The sequence below is a fragment of the Streptomyces griseobrunneus genome (assembly GCF_046713465.1).
Taxonomy (GTDB): Bacteria; Actinomycetota; Actinomycetes; order Streptomycetales; family Streptomycetaceae; genus Streptomyces; species Streptomyces microflavus.
The window spans coordinates 5,832,471-5,847,725 of record NZ_CP177080.1 but is presented as its reverse complement, the minus strand read 5'-3'; the positions used below and the strand labels follow the sequence as shown (position 1 = coordinate 5,847,725).

Here is a 15,255-nt window from a genome sequence, read left to right as displayed (position 1 = left end):
CGCTCATGGTGCGGCCGGGTCACCCCCGGCCGCACCCCGCACCATCCCGAAGGAGCCCTGTGGGCGGCCGCCTGTACGTCGAGGTGCTGGACTACGCGCCGACGACGCTGACACACCGCGAGAAGCTCGCCCTCGCAGTGCTGGCCGACGACGCCCGGGACTCGACCCGCATCACCTGGTCCAGCGTCGAGTCGGAGAAGATCCTCCGCCGCGCACAGGTCTCCCGCGCCCAGATCTACGCCCTGATCAAGGCCCTGATCGCGAAGGACTGCCTCACGCGGGTCTCCGCCGGCCAGAAGAACGGCACGGCGAAGTACATGATCCTGCCGCTCCAGCGTCCGCAGATCCCGGACGCTGAGGACGACGGTCAGCGTCCGGATTCCCCTGACGCTGACGAGGACTCCCAGGGTCCGGAGAACCCGGACACTGACGCTCAGGGTCCGGAAATCCCGGACACTGACGACTCTCAGCATCCGGATTCTGCGGACACTGAGCCGAAATCCCAGTGTCCGGATTCTGCGGACACTGACGAGTCTCAGTGTCAGGAAATCCCGGACGTCAGTGTCAGGGAATCCCGGACGCCTACTCTCTCTCCTCTCTCTACAAGACCTCTCTCGTTCGGCGAACCGTCCGACTCAGCTGACGCACAAGCCGCGCAAGACGACATCGTCGACGCCGAGGTCCTCGAGGAAGCTGCCGCCGAGCAGCCCAAGCCAGTCACCACCCAGATGATCGTCGGCGAGTGGCTGGAGCGCGCACCGAAGCGCCCGCCCGGCTCCGTCATCGGCCGGGTCTCCAAAACCATCCGTGTGCTCCTCGAAGAGGACCGCATCGACCCCGACGACATCCGACGCGGCATCGCCCACTGGATGTCCAAGGGCCTTGACCCCAGCACGCTGCCGTCCGTCGTGAACCAGGTCATGAACGCCCCCCGTACGGCCGCCCCCCGCCAGCCCAGCGGCCAACACGGCTACGACCCCGACACCGGCATGGACCTCTTCGACCGCGCCCTCGCCCGCGCCCAGGCCCGCCAGCCCCAGGAGGATCAGTGACACCCGAGGAAGCCATCCTCGTCGCGAAGTACGTCGCCAGCGTCTGCCCCCAGCAGCGCTTCAACGAGCACACCCCCGACGTCTGGGGCGACATCCTCGCCCCGTACACCGTGGACGACGCCCGCGCCGCAGTCATCACTGTCGCCGCCCGCCAGGCCTTCGTCGCCCCAGCCGAGATCGTCACGGAGATCAAGGCCCGACGGGCCGAGCGCATCGAGCTGGCGCACGTCGTCTACGACGGCAACCCGCTGGAGACCGGAGCCCAGTCCGCCGCCTCCCGCCGCGCCCTCATCACCGCCGCCGCCGACGGCCTCCTCCCGGCCCGCACCCCCGCCGCCGCCCTCGGCACCGCCGACCGCCTCGCCCTCCCGCCCGGCGCACCCGGCCCGTACACCAACCGCGTCGCCGCCGCCCGCGCCGCCGTCGGCCAAGCCCTCCCCACCGCCCGCGAAGGCGTCGTCAACCCCCGCGCCATCAGCTGCCGCATCTGCCAGGCCCTCCCCGGGACCAGCTGCACCGTCCGCGGCCGCCGCATGAAAGACCCCCACCCCGCCCGCCTCGACGACGCGAAGCGCCGCGCCGCCGGCCTCCCCCCGACCGACCCCGCCCAGGACCGCGTCGCCGAGGACCGCATCCGCGCCGCAACCGCCGCCCTCGCCGCCGACGACCGCACCGTCCCCCCGGCACCCGAGACCACCCAGGAGGAACCCACCTCATGAGCCTCACCGCCACCGAACCCCTCACGCTGACGCCCAACACCGACAGCGCACCCCTCCTCAACGCCCTCGCCCAGAGCATCGCCGCCGGCCACCCGCCCGAGACCTGGCTCTGGATCAACTTCCACCGCCCCGACGGCGGCGTGAACATCCGCTACGCCTGGACCGCAGGAGGGCACGAACTCGGCGACCGCATCGACCTCCTCGCCGTCGCCACCCCCCTCGACTCCGCCGACTGGCTCCACATCATCAGCGAGCACGCCCAGACCAGCACCCGCGGCCGCATCGAGATCCAGGCACACCCACTGCGCCCGATCCTCGCCGACGTACAGGCCGACATCCGCTGCCCCGACGACCGCCGCAACACCCTGCTCCGCGCCATCGCCTATGCCGCCGAGCACACCGGCCAGACTCCCCGCCCCGGCACGCCCCGCTGGGTCGGAGTCGGCCCCACCCTCCTCGCCCGGAGGACCCCCTGATGCGCACCGCCCGCTTCCCGCAGATGGCCGTCCGCTGCTCCTGGTGCTCGGCCCCGCAGGGCCAGCTCTGCACCAACCCCGCCACCGGCCGCGAGCAACGCCGAGGCACCCACGACGCCCGCCGCATCACCTGGGTCATCCACACCACCACCTGCCCCGTCTGCGCCGCCGCCCCCGACAGCCCGTGCATGTCCCTGCCCCCCAGCCTCCGCACCGCCCTGTCCATGCCCCACCCCGAGCGCATCACCGAGGCCGACACCAACCACACCGCCACCCACAGGACCCCGCCATGGCCCCACAGTGCCCCGACTGCCACCAGCCGATCCGCTGGACCCGTACCGAAGCCGGCCGCCGCCTCGCCGTCGATCCCGACCCAGACCCAACCGGCAACGCCGCCGTCTGGCGCGACGGCAACGGCACTCTCCGGTCCCGCCGCCCCACCGCCGAACTCCCCCTGACCGGCTGGGAACGCCTCCACCTCCCCCACATCGCCACCTGCCCCACCCGCCAGGAACAGACCGCCCTCCCCATCGGCGTCGTACGACTCGCCGACCACCGACGGAAGAAGAACCGATGACCGACCAGACCACCCCGCAGCCGCCCGATCAGCCCGTCCCGTTCCGGTACGTCGACGAGGACCAGTACTGCCTGTCCGCCCGTCTCCTGCCGGACCTCAACACCGGTGGCACGACCGGCACCGTGTCGATCACGATTGAAGGCAGTGACGAGCCGCAGTCGGCGCACGTGCCCGTGACCGAGCTGCCGAAGGTCCTCGCGGGGATCGCCCAGTCCGCTGGCCTCGCCGCCGAGCAGGCCACCCGTCGCGCCTTCGTCGACGGTCTCAGCCTTCGCTCCGCCGAATACCGCTCCTGCGGCGCGAGCATCGACGTCACCACCGAGACGGGCTTCGTCTGCTCCCGTCGCATCGGCCACGACGGGGAGTGCGCGCCCCGCCCCGACGAGGATGACGACCAGGCCGCCCGCGCTGCCATCGCCCCGCTCGAAGCCGCCATCCGCAAGGCCAAGGCGCAGCAGCACGCCGAGATCCGCACCCAGGCCATCGCCGACACCATCACCACCCTGCGAGCCGTAGCCCACCCCAACACCGAACGGGGAGCAGGCATCCGCTGGGCAGCCGACCACCTCGACCGCATGGCCAAGGAAGGACTCGGCGCTGAGGACGACACCCCCACCGGTCAGAAGTACCCCTGCGGCCTCGGCATCTTCTGTGACACCTGCGGCACCGAGTTCCGCGGCGACTTCATCGTCACCGACACCATGACCAAGGCCGAGCGCCTGGAGGTCATCCGCAACCACGTCCGGACCAAGCTGGGCTGGCAGAGCGACGAGACCGGCGACAACTGCCCGAGCTGCCGCACAGACCCGGCCGCCGCCGCGATCCGCACCGCAATCCTCACCAAAGCCATCGAAGAGATCGAATCGCTGCCCCAGGACTACGAGTGCGATCCCGGCCGAGGCGACGCGTGTGACGAGCTCCGCAAGCTCCTCCCCAACCCCACCCAGTGATCACCGTCGCCTTCGTGGCCCTCGTCGCGATCACCACCGGCCTCATCACCGGCACCTGGACCAACCTCCCCAACCTCAAGATCACAAAGCGCTAAGTACCCACCGCGCGAACCGGTTCCGATCCGGTTCGCGCGCAGGGAGAACAGGAAGATCACATGGCACTGCCCACCCTGGCCGGCGTCGCCCGCCTGGTCGACGATCCCGAGCTCCGCTTCACCCCCTCCGGGAAGGCCGTCGCGGACGTGCGGCTCGCTTTCAACTCCCGCCGGCTGAACCAGCAGACCCAACAGTGGGAGGACGGGGACACCTTCTTCGTCCGGGGCTCGGCCTGGGAGCAGCACGCCGAGAACATCGCCGAGTCCCTGGCCAAGGGCATGGAGGTCATGGTCTCGGGTGAGCTGCGGACGGAGCGCTGGGAGAAGGACGGGGTCAAGCACGAGCGTCCGGCGCTGATGATCCGCAGCATCGGCCCGACGCTGGCGTACGCGACCGCCAAGGTCACCAAGGCCGCCCCCGCCCAGAACGGCGGGCAGGGAGCCAGCCAGCCGCGCGGAGGGGCCTCCCAGGGCCGACCCCAGCAGTCCCGCCCGACCCAGCCGCCCGCCGACGACCCCTGGGCCATCGACAACGCCCGCGGCCACAGCGACGAGCCCCCCTTCTAGCCGGAGACCACCACCATGAAGCGCATCATCCCCACCATCGCCGTTGCCGCCCTGGCCGCCGCGCTCCTCACCGGGTGCACCCCGGACGACGACTGCGACAGCGCGGCCGGCACTCACCCGGCGCCCATCGCGCAGGTCGCCCCCGAGCGTCCGTCCGGCGGGAGCAGCGGCGGCCGGAGCTCCGGCTCCAGGAGCAGCGGCTCGAAGTCCAAGCCGTCGAAGCCGAAGGCCCCGCGGTACTCGACCGGCTCCACCGGCGGGAGCCACGGGCACGGCCCCTGCGACGACGACTGATGGCCGCCGTCCTCCGCCTCCCCGGCGGGCCGGCCGAGGCCTCCGAGATCGTCGAGGCCCTCGTCGTCGCCGCCCAGGCCCGCGACACCACCGCACCCGGGCTCGCCGCCCGCTGGCGCCAGATCGCCGACGACATCGGCGACGCCCTCGACCAGCTGCCCGTACCGAAGATCACCCAGGAGCAGAACTGATGCGCATCTACTACGACACCGAGTTCCTCGACGACGGTCGGACCATCGACCTGATCAGCATCGGCATGGTCGCTGAGGACGGCCGCGAGCTCTACGCCGTCTCCTCCCAGTTCGACCAGGGTGCCGTCCGCCGGCACGGCTGGCTCATGGCCAACGTCTGGCCCAGCCTCCCGATCCTGAAGAACCCCCGGGGCACGCGCGGTACGGACCGCATCGACGTCACCGACCCCGACGTCCACCCCCGCGCCCAGATCGCCCGCATGGTCGAACGGTTCATCCTGGAGACCCCGGACCCGCAGCTCTGGGCGTACTACTCCGCCTACGACCACGTCGCCATGGCCCAACTCTGGGGGCCGATGTCCAACCTGCCGCACGGCATCCCCATGCAGACCGACGACCTGGTCACCGAGGCCAAGCGCCTCGGCCTCACCCCGGACGACCTCCCGAAGCAGTACGGCGGCAACCACAACGCCATCGCCGACGCCCGCCACAACCTCGTCATGGCCCAGTACCTCGACAGCATCGCCCGCACCCGCTGATGGACGACCCGCTGATCGTCCGCCTGTACCTCGGCCTCCCGAGACGCCTGCGCAACGCGCTCGACAGATTCCTCGGCATCCGCCGCTGACCCACCCGTACGACCGGACTTGGGGCACCACACGGGAGCCCGCCCCCGGCACACCGCCAGGAGCACCCACCGTGTTCGGACTCACCACCACCCGCCGCGCTGAGCAGAACCTCGCCGACGAGATCGATGCCCACCTCGCCACCATCCGCAGACTCCGCAGCAACGAGGAACTGGCTGCTGACGCACACCGCGACCTCCGCGACGAAGTCGAAGCCCACCTCGCCAGCATCCGGGCCGCCTTCGCCTCCGAGCAGACGGCCACCGAGCCGCGCACCATCGAGCACCCCGACGAGCTCTGGTCCCTCATCGACTGGACCCTCTGGGGCTCCGGCATGGGCGACACCTTCCGCGAGCGCCTCGCCGACACCTTCCTCCAGGCCATCACCCCCGAGGACCACGCCCAGGCCCTCGAACTCATGCGGTGGTGGACAGAAGACCGCGGGCCAGCCCCGCTCGGCCGCCGCCGGTACGCGGACCTGAAGCGCCGCCTCGACCGAGCCCTGAGCAACGTGGTCCGGTGGCGCACCGAAGCCCACCGCGCCCAGCGCGAAGCCCGGCTCCTCGCCGAGCAGCTGCTCACCGCCACCAGCAGCCAGTCCGCAGCCGCCCGCCGCGCCCTCGGCCTCCCTGAAGAGGGCCCCTGGCAGCGCGCGCTCGACGGACTCAACTCCCTCATCGACGCAGAGATCCCATTCCACATCGAGCCCGACGGGCGCATCAGAAGCCTGCTCGGCAACGAACGCATCGAATGGGACCCCGAAGCCGGCCTCTGGCATCTGGTCCACGGCCACGAGACCCCCCTCGCCACCACCGTCGATGAAGTGCACACGGCCACCGTCAAGGCCGACACCGATGGCTGACCTGACCCCCGAGCGACTCTCCGAGATCCGCAGCCTCGGACCGACCTCCGACCCGATCGCCTGCTGGGCCGCCATCCAGGACCTGCTCCGCGACCGCGACGACCTGGTCCGCGCGAGCGCCGAGACAGCCGAGGAACTCGCCACCTGGACGGGGTCGCTCGCCCTGTGACCGACACCTGCGGGGTGTGCAACCGGCCGCTCCTCGACCCCGAGTCGAGGGCGGCCGGTATCGGCCCCACCTGCGCAAAGAAATTCCACGGCAGCACCGCGACCGCGGGCTCCCACCAACTCACCTTCGAGGAACCCATGACCGACCAGCCCAAGACCCCCGCCGTCTGGACCGATAGCGACCCGCTGATGGAGGCCACCGCCTCCGCAGTGTGGGAGCAGTGCACCACCGAGGGCCCGAGCACCGTGGTCGACGACCCGCGCACGATTGCCGCGGTCGCCGCGACGGTGGCCCGGCGGCTCCTTGGTGCCGATCCAGAGCAGGCCATGACCGGCGTTGACCGGGCCGCCCTGGAGCGCGTGCGCTCTTACCTGGCGGCGCGCCTCGATCAGGTCGCGGTCGACCCGGCGGAGGTCTACAACGTTCTGACGGGGGCGGCGCAGCACACCGGCCGCTGCGGAACCGACCCGCGGACCGTACTCAGCCCCGGCGACCAGGCCGCCGTCACCCAGTTCAAGGAGTACCTCGCCCGTCGGCGCCGGGTGTTCTCCGCCGTGACCGAGAACGAGCCGGAGACCGAGGAACAGCGCGCGGACCGAGAGGAGACCGAGCGCGCCCACGAGGCCGGTGACCACGAGCACTGTGGCCCAACCTGCGAGGCCGAGTTCCCGACCGAGATGCTCCGCAACACCATCCTGTACGCCGCTCTCCCCGGCTCAGGCACGATGCTCGAAGAGCTGCTCCGCCGCGCCACCGGCGAGGCCGGGCATGACGCCGAGCGGTACAAGGCCGACCATCTCGCCTCGTGCAAGACCATCGCCGAGATGTACGAGGCCGCTACCGGCCGCAAGGGCATGGGGCCGATCCGCGGCGTCGTCGAGGACGTCGCCGACGTGCGCAGCCGCGCCGACGAAGCCGAGAAGGAGCGCGACGGCCTGCGCCGGGCGCTGCACCTCCTCCGATACGGCATGACCCGCGCCAAGGGCAACGACTTCGCCGCCGACTACGTGGTCACCCTGATCGACGAGACCGTTGCGCAGTGCACCGGCACGGTGATGGAGCCGTGCGACGCCGATGAGCAGCGCGCCCGCGCCGACCAGGCCGAGGCCGCGATCAAGCGCACCGTCCACCAGATGCGCGCGTACGTCGTCGCCTCCGGCTGCGCGGGCGTGAACCCCCAGCAAGTGATCGGCCTGCTCTCCACGACCTGGCCCGACGGCAACTACGAAGCGCCCGCCCTCGGCTCCGTGGAGGCGACGTCGTGATCAACGCCCGTCTCCGCGTCTACCTGCTCGCCATCGCCGCCGGCCTCCTGATCGCCGTCATCTTCACGCTCAGCATCACCGGCATGGTCACCCAGGCCATCAGCATCAGCCTGACCGTGCTGGTCATCGCCGAAGCCGCCGAGCACCTCGACACCGAACGCCGGAAGACTGCGGCCATCGCCGAACGGGTGGACAACTTCCGGCCCGCACCGGACGGTGTCGCCCACCTCGACGAAGAGCAGCAGGTCAAGGGCTCACCCGGCCTGGACGAATCCGAGTCCGCCCTCCGCGACCTAGTCCGCCGTCGTCAGCCCGCCTACGACGCCGTGTACGCCTACATCCGAACCCTGCCCGTCGAGCCTGTGCCCATCAGGAACGCCCACATCTGGCGTGCGGTCAACGCGGCGCTCGACGCCATGCACGTCGGGGAGTGCGTCTCCTCGCACTGCGTCGAAGGCGACCACATGATCTTCACGGAGGAGCCGACATGAGCCGCATGGAAATCGAGGTCGACGGCGAGTGGGTGCCGGTCGAAGGCGTGAGCTCCGTCGAACTCCACCAGGCCGAGCCCGACCCCATGCCGGTCATCACCTGGCAGACCGCCCTCCGAACTGCGACCACCGTCATGGCCGAACTGATCCGGAGAATCGACCAGGCCTCGCGCGCCGTCCAGAGCACGGGCCTGGTCGACGAGACCGGCAAGGCCCGCCATCGGGACCGCCCAGCGTGGCAGTCCCCGTACGGCCCGCCCCGCCGACGCTGAGCATGCAGCAGGGGCGCATCCACCGTCCGCCAAGACCGGATGCGCCCCCAGGTGATCATCACGATAGCCCCACCGCACCCCGGAGCGCCCGATGACCACCACCACCATCGCCACCACCGAGCGCAACCTCTTCACCATCGCCCACCACTGGCGCGACCTCCGCGAACACCTCACCACCCGCGGCACCACCTGGCCCCCCACCATGGGCATCAGCACCATCAGCCACCGCGACCAGGACGAGGAGCAGGCCGAAGCCGCCACCTGGCGGGCCGAAGCCCTCCGCGCCCTCGAACGCTCCCCGGAGCAGCCCGGGTGGACCGCCGCCCCGTTGCGCCTCGACGTCCTTGACACCATGGTCACCGTCGAGGCCGGCCTCCTGGAGCTCGCCGACCAGACCGCAGCCGCCATCCAGCACGCCCCGATCACCCCAGCCCCGCCGCGCCGTTCGTGGCCGGACGACCCGCGCGCCCGCCGTACGGCCGAGGCGGACGACCTCCGCCGCAACCAGCTGGCCCTCCGAGAGTCGAAGAACCCGCGCCGGTGGCGGTACACCGGCGCCCAGCGCACCGCACCGCTCGCCGCCCTCTGGCTCCTCGCCCGCACCCAAGGCGTACGGGGCCCGTGGCGGCCGCTCACCGACGTCGAGCAACACCGCATCGACGTCGTCGCCCGTACATCCGCCGACCTCGTTGAGGGGGCCCTCGACGTCGGCGACGGCCGCGTACGCCTCGCCGCAGCCTGCCCGTCGTGCGCCGGCCCGCTCGACATGCACGGCGGAGCCGGAGCCGCGCCGGTCGTACGTTGCGCCAGCTGCGGACGTGCCTGGAGTCAGCCGATGGGCTGACAACTCATCCGAGGACGGTCAAGGCAACTTCCTGGACTTGGCCGTCCCAAACGGCATACAGCGTGCGGGGAACTGGAAGCCCGTCAGCTGACATCATGGTGAACGGAAAGGCCTCACCATCCATCAACGCCACATTGTCTATGGCGTCCATTCGGTAAGGCGCGGTTCGAGGGGTGACGGTAATACCTGTCGCAGGCCCCGTACCTACGTTGCGCAACTGGTATTGATACCTCCCAATCTTCTCAATCTGGAAGCGGGGCCGAGGCCTGTTGGCTTCCTCCTCGGCCGCACGACGCCCGGCTGCTTCCCGCCGCTGGTCGGCAAGTGTCTCCTCGGCCACGGTTGCCGATCGCTCCGATGCGATGCGGGAGAGCCGCGCCTCCTCGACCGACTCCTGTGCCGCAGTCGCCGACGTCTCGGAAGCGTTCGCGGAACGGCGCCCGTCCCTCTGCGCCCTGATGCTGATCCACAACGCGATCAAGGCGAACAAGCAAGCCAGCCAGGCAGGCCAATCTCCCCAGCCCAGTGATGCGGCCCATGACCGCGCGTATCCCCAGTTCATGGGGCGGACCGTACCGCCATGGGTGGCCCGGCACAGCTCGATGACCAAACGGAACCTCCCGTTCCTGCCGCAAGACCCCGAGGTTGCTGCAAACTCACGTCATGGACGCAGGACTTGCAGCAGTGATCGCGGGAGCAGCGGGCGCGGGCGGAGCAGCCCTTGCCGCATTCGCCACCAGTTCAGGCCTGATCAAGCAGGCCAAACTGCAGGGAACCAATGCTCATCAGCTGTGGCTTCGCAACCACCAACAACAGGCATACGAAGGGCTTATGGTCGCAATCGACCGCATTGTGAGGTCGTGTCGAGATGCCATCGCCACCGCCGAGTCTGTTCGCTCACACGGATTCTCGGAAGCAGAGCGGCAGCAAGCCGTGCCCGTACTTCAAGACATAGCCGTTCAGGCCAGAGCCTTGCAGAGCTCCCTCCACCGCACGATGCTTCTAGCCGAGGGCCAAGCCAGCGAGACAGCCTTCGCTCTCGGCGAAGCAGGCCTCACTCTGGCGGAGGTATCGACGGCTATCGCTACCGAGTTGGCCACGCCTGCGATAACGCCGTCGAACTCAATGGAGGAATTGCAGGAAGCGAAGGACGGGGTAACCCGCACACAGGGTGAGTTTCTCGCGTGGGCAGGTGCGCAGCTGCAGGCGGGCTGAGCTGAGAGCCGTTCCGTCATAGCAGCCCGAGCTCTGTGTCTGGTCGGCAGAACTGGCAGGCGAGTCCGGTATCTCCGGCGATGAGGCGCCGGGCTTCGTCGGCTGGGATTGCGCGGACCCGGGCACCCTGGGGTCGGCAGAACCCCTGATGCACGGCGACCGCCCGCCGCCCGGCACCGATGCCGGTCTCCAGTACCCAGTCCGGGGGCGGTGGCGGGGGCCGGCGGGCGGCGAGTTCCGCGAGGCGCTGCTCTTCGGCCGTGATCCAGTCCCGGGTGCGGGCGAGGTCCCGCTCCTGGACGCGCTCCAGGAAGCGGAGCAGGTCTAGGCGCGGAACCTCCTGTTCGTTCATGTGTTCGAGTCTACGGCCGAGGGGGGGCCTGCTCACCCTCAGCACGCCCCGCCAGATCGGTCCGCTGCCCCTGCCTCGACTTCCGACCCGCGAAATACGGCCGCGCCGCCCGGTAATCCACCGCACTCGACCGCCCGATCTGCACCACCGGCGGGAACCCCTCGTCCGCCTTGGCCAGCTGCGAAATCCGCTGATGGGTGATCTTCTCCACCACCCCATCAGCCACCAGCCGCCGGGCCAGCTCCCGGAAACTCAGCATCTCGGGCCCTCCTTCATCCACGGCCACAGGGCACCATCCTCCACGACCTCATTGCCATATGGCAAGGAAGTCAGTACGGTCGTACTCGCCAACACAACGGCCCCGGGCAGAGCTGCGAACCTCCGCCCGGGGCCAGCCATCCCGCCTGCTTCATCAGGAGGTATGACCGTGCCCGACCCTACCCAGCTCACCCAGCCCGACGAAGCCCTCCGCCAGACCCTCGCCATCGAGGAGGCCGGCGACATCCGCCCGCTCCTCGCGCGCATCGCCGACCGGCTCACCGACAACTGGCCCCACGCCACGATGGGCGAGCTCAACCGGTTCGCCTACGCCCGGGACTACGCCGCCCACGAGCACGGCCCCGGCACCGAGATGGCGCGCGCCGTCGAGCAGGCACTGCTTCGGCAGATGCCGCGCTCTGACGACCGGGTCATCACCCGCGGCGAGTACGCGCTCCTCCTCCGCGCCCGTGCCAACCGCCCCACCCGGGCCGAGCGTGTCGCCGACCTCCAGCGCGAAGCGGCCGAGGCGTACACCGCCGCCCACCCGCGCGAGGGCCAGGCGCGCGCCGCGCTCATCTACGCGCGCATCGACGGCAACGCAGCCGCTTCCGCCTGATCACCCCGGCCGGGCGCGCACCACCACCCGGCCGCCCCACGCTCCCGGAGGAGCACGTGCTCACCCACCCGCTCACCACCTGGGCGGTCGACCACCCCTGGCCGACCGCCGGAACCACCGCGGCCGCCCTCGCCATCCTCGGCGCCGCACTGTGGGGCACCATCCGCACCGTCCGCTCCTGGACCTGGCCGCCGCTGCCCTTCCTCGTCGCCGGGGCCGGCGCCCTCGTCTGCACCGCCTACAGCGGGGACACGAGCTGGCGGTTCGCCGGGGAGCGCCTCGGCATGGTCGACAGCACCGAGCGTGCCCTGATGTTCGGGGCTGGGGAGCTCGCGCTCCTCGCCTGCGCCGTCATGGCCCGCGCCAACAAGGCCGCCACCGCCACGGAGGCGACTGCCGGTTCGGCGGGTGTCCCCGGCGTCCTCGTCTGGGTCATTACCGGCGTCCAGATCATCCCCTGCTACGCCACGTCCGGGTTCGTCGGCGGCACCGTCCGCGCTGTCATCGGCCCGGTCCTCGCCGGTCTGCTCTGGCACCTCGCCATGGGCCTGGAGATCCGCGTCGCCCGCCCCGAGGCGCTGTCCACCGGGCTGCCCGCGATCATCGGCAGGGAGCTCCGCGAGCGGCTGCTGTCCCGGCTCGGCCTCGCCGCCCGGGACCGTACCGCAGAGCAGATCACTCGCGACCGGGCCACCGCACGCGCCGTCCACCTTGCCGCCGTCCTGGAGCTCCGCCCCAACGGCTGGGTGTCCGGGTACCGGCGACGTCGCCTGGCCGCCGCCGTCGCCCGCTCCGGGGCCGGCACCGACGGACAACAGCGCCACCGCCTTCTCCAGCAGCTCGCCGCGCGCCGTACCTCCGGCCAGCTCGCGACCGTACCCCTGGCCTCACCGTGGGCGAGTACCCCCGTACCCGGAGACCCGTACCCGCGTACCCCACTCGGTGTCACCGGAGCGCAGCTCCGCGCGATGGACCCGTTTGACGTGGTGCGGCAGGTGCATTCCGCGCACCCGGAGGCGGCACCATCGGCGCTGGCCGCCATGTGCACGGAGTACGGGGTACCCGTCTCGGAGACGCAGGTTCTCATGGCGCTGCGTCCGGTCCGGCGGCAGCTGTTCGCCGACGCTGTTGCACCTCCGGCGCTGGAGGCCGCGGCCGAGGTACCCCAGCAGGTACCCGCCCCTGACCTGCTACTCGACCTCGTGTCGGCACCGGAGGTACACGCCGAGGTACGTCACCGGGTACCAGCCTTCGCCGCCGAGGCCCGCGCCCCGCGCATCGACGTTCGCATCCCCGATCCGGACGAGCAGGCCGAGCCCGAGCACATTGCGGTACCCGACCCCGAGGTACCCGGGGTACCCGCAGAGACCGGGGCACCCGCGCCCGACGAGGTACCCGTACCCGAGGTACCCGGCGAGGAGGCACCCGACCAAGACGAAGAGGTACCCGAGGGGGATCTGAACATCCCCGACCCCGACCCGCTCATCGCCCGGGTCCGCGCGGACCACGGGTCCCAGGTACCCGGCGTCAAGGCCCTGAAGAAGCAGTACGGCATCGGCCAGACCCGCGCTCAGCTCATCCGCGACGCCCTCGGAGGCAAGCAGTGACCGCCCGCAAGCCGATCATCCCGAGCATGATCATCCCCGGGGGAGCGCCGCTGCCCGCTGGGTCTCCGCCGCCCGGCGCCGTACCCCCGTGGCGCGCCCCGGCCCCGGCTGCGGCTGCACCGCCGCCCCCGCCTCCGCCCGCCCCGCCCGCCGTCGCGGTACCGGCCCCGGCCCCGCCGCCCGAGCAGGTCCACCACCATCACGTGCACGTCACCCTCCAGCCAGTCCCCTACTACGAGCCCATCGAGCCCACCCGGTGGGAGCGCCTCTGGGCGTGGGTACGGACGCTCGGCCGGCCCTGGCAGCTGATCGCCGCGCTCCTGGCCGCCGTGCTCCCGATGCCCTTCACCGGGCACTCGGCCGCGTCGACCTGGGCGGCCACCGTCTACCTCGCCCGCACCGAGTGGGGCGCACCGTTCGGCTACGCCCTCGCGGGCCTCGCGCTCGCCTGGGTTGCCCTCCGGATCGTCCGCCACGGCGGGACCCTGCTGCGCATCTGGGCCGGGGTCGTGACCGTGATCGGCCTGATCAGCGCCATCAACCTCTTCGACCTCGTCACCCTGCTCACTGGAGTCACCCGATGAACGCCGCTACCGGCCTCAGCCTCGCCGGAGTCGCCGCCGCCCTCGCCATCATGTGGGCCAATTTCAGGCCTTGGTGGAAGGGCGGCCGCGACCCCAAGGCCCTCCTCCCGTACGGCTCCGGATGGCTCCTCGGCTCCCTTGCCACCGTCTGCGCGGGCGGGGCGCTCGGCTGGGGCGCTGCCGGAATCGCCGGCCTTCTGTCCAAGGGCGGCGACACCGCCGTCGGCAGCCTCGTCGGCACCGGAGCCGCAGCCCTGACCTCACGCCGCATGGGTGCCCTTGAACCTGCTGGCGGCATCGTCGTCGCCCTCGTCTTCTTCATCGTCGCCCTCGTCTTCAAGGTGTCCGACAAGAAGGACCGGCGGCGCATCATCGGGGGCGTCGTCACCGGCTCCGTCCTCGGCTTCCTGCCCGGCGTCGCCTCCCAGCTCGGATGGCTGCCGGAGACCGCGAACATGGTCGGCGCGTGGGGCGCGTCGCTGGGCAACAAGGGCGCGGCATGAAGCGGGCCGCGGTCATCTGGGCCGCCCGCACCACGACCGCGCAGCGCCTCACCACCGGCAGCCACGCCCTGATCACCCGGATCGGCACCCGTACCGCAGCGTGGATCCGGGCCGGCCGCCGCGACGACCTCTCCGGCCTGGCCGCCATCCTCGGCTGCATCGCCCGCACCCTGATCGTCGCCGCCGGGGCGTACGTCCTGTGGCGCATCATCCGCGCCGCCCCCGCGCTGCTCTGGGCGCTGGTCCCCGCGTGGTGCTGGACGGCCATCCGCGCCGCTCCCCGTGATGCCTCCGAACCCGCCCCAGAAGAGCCTTCCGAGGAGCCCGAGCAGCCCCCCGGGTCGACGCCGGAAGAGGTGTACGACGCCACCCTCGAATGGATCCACCAGCAGATCGCCCAGCGCAACGGAATCCACCTCTCCGAACTGCTCTCCCACGCCCAGGCGCACGGCCTCTTCACCGGTCTCGATCTGCCCAACTTCCGGGCCACACTGGAGCGCTGGCACATCCCCGTCCGGCAGCAGCTGAAGGTGGGCGGGCGCAACCGCCCCGGCATCCACCACGAGGACCTCCCGCCCAGGCCCACCCAGGAGGCATCCCCCGGCCCGGCCCAAGAGCCGCTACCTACGCGCTCTACCGCCGCCTGACCTGCGCAAATACCAGTCAC

General features: G+C 71.2%; 24 protein-coding genes and 1 pseudogene. 22 read left to right on the top strand and 3 right to left on the bottom strand.

The window, feature by feature from the left end; all coding sequences use genetic code 11:
* Positions 1–59: 59 nt before the first annotated feature.
* The 16 genes and pseudogenes from ACK8N7_RS26585 (at position 60) to ACK8N7_RS26510 (ending at position 9,450) form a co-directional block, all read left to right on the top strand.
* Positions 60–1,052: a hypothetical protein gene (locus ACK8N7_RS26585; RefSeq protein ID WP_500444344.1), complete on the top strand. Its 993-nt coding sequence runs from the start codon at positions 60–62 to the stop codon at positions 1,050–1,052.
* Complete coding sequence (locus tag ACK8N7_RS26580) at positions 1,049–1,771, top strand: zinc finger domain-containing protein (protein ID WP_500444343.1); 723 nt, start codon at positions 1,049–1,051, stop codon at positions 1,769–1,771. Before ACK8N7_RS26585 ends, ACK8N7_RS26580 begins: the two co-directional genes overlap by 4 nt.
* Positions 1,768–2,247 carry a hypothetical protein gene (locus ACK8N7_RS26575; RefSeq protein WP_500444342.1) on the top strand — a complete coding sequence of 160 codons (480 nt, stop codon included), beginning with the start codon at positions 1,768–1,770 and terminating at the stop codon, positions 2,245–2,247. The genes ACK8N7_RS26580 and ACK8N7_RS26575 overlap by 4 nt, the downstream gene beginning before the upstream one ends.
* Positions 2,247–2,516: pseudogene (locus ACK8N7_RS26570) on the top strand (zinc finger domain-containing protein); the annotation flags it as partial. The gene ACK8N7_RS26575 and the pseudogene ACK8N7_RS26570, both read left to right, overlap by 1 nt.
* A 20-nt stretch (positions 2,517–2,536) precedes the next feature.
* Positions 2,537–2,824 carry a hypothetical protein gene (locus ACK8N7_RS26565; protein WP_388128520.1) on the top strand — a complete coding sequence of 96 codons (288 nt, stop codon included), beginning with the start codon at positions 2,537–2,539 and terminating at the stop codon, positions 2,822–2,824.
* Complete coding sequence (locus tag ACK8N7_RS26560) at positions 2,821–3,774, top strand: hypothetical protein (RefSeq protein ID WP_500444341.1); 954 nt, start codon at positions 2,821–2,823, stop codon at positions 3,772–3,774. Before ACK8N7_RS26565 ends, ACK8N7_RS26560 begins: the two co-directional genes overlap by 4 nt.
* A gap of 155 nt (positions 3,775–3,929) precedes the next feature.
* Entirely contained in the window at positions 3,930–4,436 is a 507-nt protein-coding gene (gene ssb / locus ACK8N7_RS26555; RefSeq protein ID WP_500444340.1) for a single-stranded DNA-binding protein, read from the top strand.
* A gap of 15 nt (positions 4,437–4,451) precedes the next feature.
* A complete protein-coding gene (locus ACK8N7_RS26550; RefSeq protein WP_500444339.1) occupies positions 4,452–4,730 on the top strand; it encodes a hypothetical protein in 279 nt (92 codons plus the stop codon).
* Entirely contained in the window at positions 4,730–4,921 is a 192-nt protein-coding gene (locus ACK8N7_RS26545) for a hypothetical protein (protein ID WP_500444338.1), read from the top strand. The genes ACK8N7_RS26550 and ACK8N7_RS26545 overlap by 1 nt, the downstream gene beginning before the upstream one ends.
* Positions 4,921–5,460, top strand: a complete 540-nt coding sequence (locus tag ACK8N7_RS26540; RefSeq protein WP_500444337.1) for a 3'-5' exoribonuclease domain-containing protein — start codon at positions 4,921–4,923, stop codon at positions 5,458–5,460. Before ACK8N7_RS26545 ends, ACK8N7_RS26540 begins: the two co-directional genes overlap by 1 nt.
* A 160-nt stretch (positions 5,461–5,620) precedes the next feature.
* Complete coding sequence (locus ACK8N7_RS26535) at positions 5,621–6,409, top strand: hypothetical protein (protein ID WP_500444336.1); 789 nt, start codon at positions 5,621–5,623, stop codon at positions 6,407–6,409.
* Entirely contained in the window at positions 6,402–6,578 is a 177-nt protein-coding gene (locus ACK8N7_RS26530; protein WP_500444335.1) for a hypothetical protein, read from the top strand. The genes ACK8N7_RS26535 and ACK8N7_RS26530 overlap by 8 nt, the downstream gene beginning before the upstream one ends.
* Positions 6,575–7,843, top strand: a complete 1,269-nt coding sequence (locus ACK8N7_RS26525) for a DUF6011 domain-containing protein (protein ID WP_500444334.1) — start codon at positions 6,575–6,577, stop codon at positions 7,841–7,843. Before ACK8N7_RS26530 ends, ACK8N7_RS26525 begins: the two co-directional genes overlap by 4 nt.
* A complete protein-coding gene (locus tag ACK8N7_RS26520; RefSeq protein ID WP_500444333.1) occupies positions 7,840–8,334 on the top strand; it encodes a hypothetical protein in 495 nt (164 codons plus the stop codon). The genes ACK8N7_RS26525 and ACK8N7_RS26520 overlap by 4 nt, the downstream gene beginning before the upstream one ends.
* Positions 8,331–8,606: a hypothetical protein gene (locus ACK8N7_RS26515; protein ID WP_500444332.1), complete on the top strand. Its 276-nt coding sequence runs from the start codon at positions 8,331–8,333 to the stop codon at positions 8,604–8,606. Before ACK8N7_RS26520 ends, ACK8N7_RS26515 begins: the two co-directional genes overlap by 4 nt.
* A 91-nt stretch (positions 8,607–8,697) precedes the next feature.
* Positions 8,698–9,450, top strand: a complete 753-nt coding sequence (locus ACK8N7_RS26510) for a hypothetical protein (protein WP_500444331.1) — start codon at positions 8,698–8,700, stop codon at positions 9,448–9,450.
* 4 nt (positions 9,451–9,454) lie between these two features.
* Here the strand turns inward: ACK8N7_RS26510 and ACK8N7_RS26505 are convergent, their stop codons facing one another.
* A complete protein-coding gene (locus ACK8N7_RS26505; protein ID WP_500444330.1) occupies positions 9,455–10,012 on the bottom strand; it encodes a hypothetical protein in 558 nt (185 codons plus the stop codon).
* Between the two features lie 101 nt (positions 10,013–10,113).
* Between ACK8N7_RS26505 and ACK8N7_RS26500 the strand changes: the two genes are divergently transcribed.
* Complete coding sequence (locus tag ACK8N7_RS26500) at positions 10,114–10,665, top strand: hypothetical protein (protein WP_500444329.1); 552 nt, start codon at positions 10,114–10,116, stop codon at positions 10,663–10,665.
* Positions 10,666–10,681: 16 nt separating this feature from the next.
* Here ACK8N7_RS26500 and ACK8N7_RS26495 read toward each other — a convergent pair whose 3' ends face one another.
* Positions 10,682–11,017, bottom strand: coding sequence for a DUF6233 domain-containing protein (locus tag ACK8N7_RS26495; protein ID WP_500444328.1), 336 nt, complete (start codon positions 11,015–11,017; stop codon positions 10,682–10,684).
* A gap of 10 nt (positions 11,018–11,027) precedes the next feature.
* Positions 11,028–11,276, bottom strand: coding sequence for a hypothetical protein (locus tag ACK8N7_RS26490; RefSeq protein ID WP_500444327.1), 249 nt, complete (start codon positions 11,274–11,276; stop codon positions 11,028–11,030).
* A gap of 168 nt (positions 11,277–11,444) precedes the next feature.
* Here ACK8N7_RS26490 and ACK8N7_RS26485 point away from each other — a divergent pair, with 168 nt between their 5' ends.
* The 5 genes from ACK8N7_RS26485 to ACK8N7_RS26465 are packed head-to-tail and all read left to right on the top strand — an operon-like array spanning position 11,445 to position 15,235.
* Positions 11,445–11,894, top strand: a complete 450-nt coding sequence (locus ACK8N7_RS26485) for a hypothetical protein (protein WP_500444326.1) — start codon at positions 11,445–11,447, stop codon at positions 11,892–11,894.
* 56 nt (positions 11,895–11,950) lie between these two features.
* Positions 11,951–13,501, top strand: coding sequence for a hypothetical protein (locus ACK8N7_RS26480; RefSeq protein ID WP_500444325.1), 1,551 nt, complete (start codon positions 11,951–11,953; stop codon positions 13,499–13,501).
* Positions 13,498–14,085 (top strand): hypothetical protein, encoded by a 588-nt coding sequence (locus tag ACK8N7_RS26475; protein WP_500444324.1) that lies wholly within the window; start codon positions 13,498–13,500, stop codon positions 14,083–14,085. The genes ACK8N7_RS26480 and ACK8N7_RS26475 overlap by 4 nt, the downstream gene beginning before the upstream one ends.
* Positions 14,082–14,588 (top strand): hypothetical protein, encoded by a 507-nt coding sequence (locus ACK8N7_RS26470; protein ID WP_500444323.1) that lies wholly within the window; start codon positions 14,082–14,084, stop codon positions 14,586–14,588. Before ACK8N7_RS26475 ends, ACK8N7_RS26470 begins: the two co-directional genes overlap by 4 nt.
* A complete protein-coding gene (locus ACK8N7_RS26465) occupies positions 14,585–15,235 on the top strand; it encodes a hypothetical protein (RefSeq protein WP_500444322.1) in 651 nt (216 codons plus the stop codon). The genes ACK8N7_RS26470 and ACK8N7_RS26465 overlap by 4 nt, the downstream gene beginning before the upstream one ends.
* Positions 15,236–15,255 lie beyond the last annotated feature (20 nt).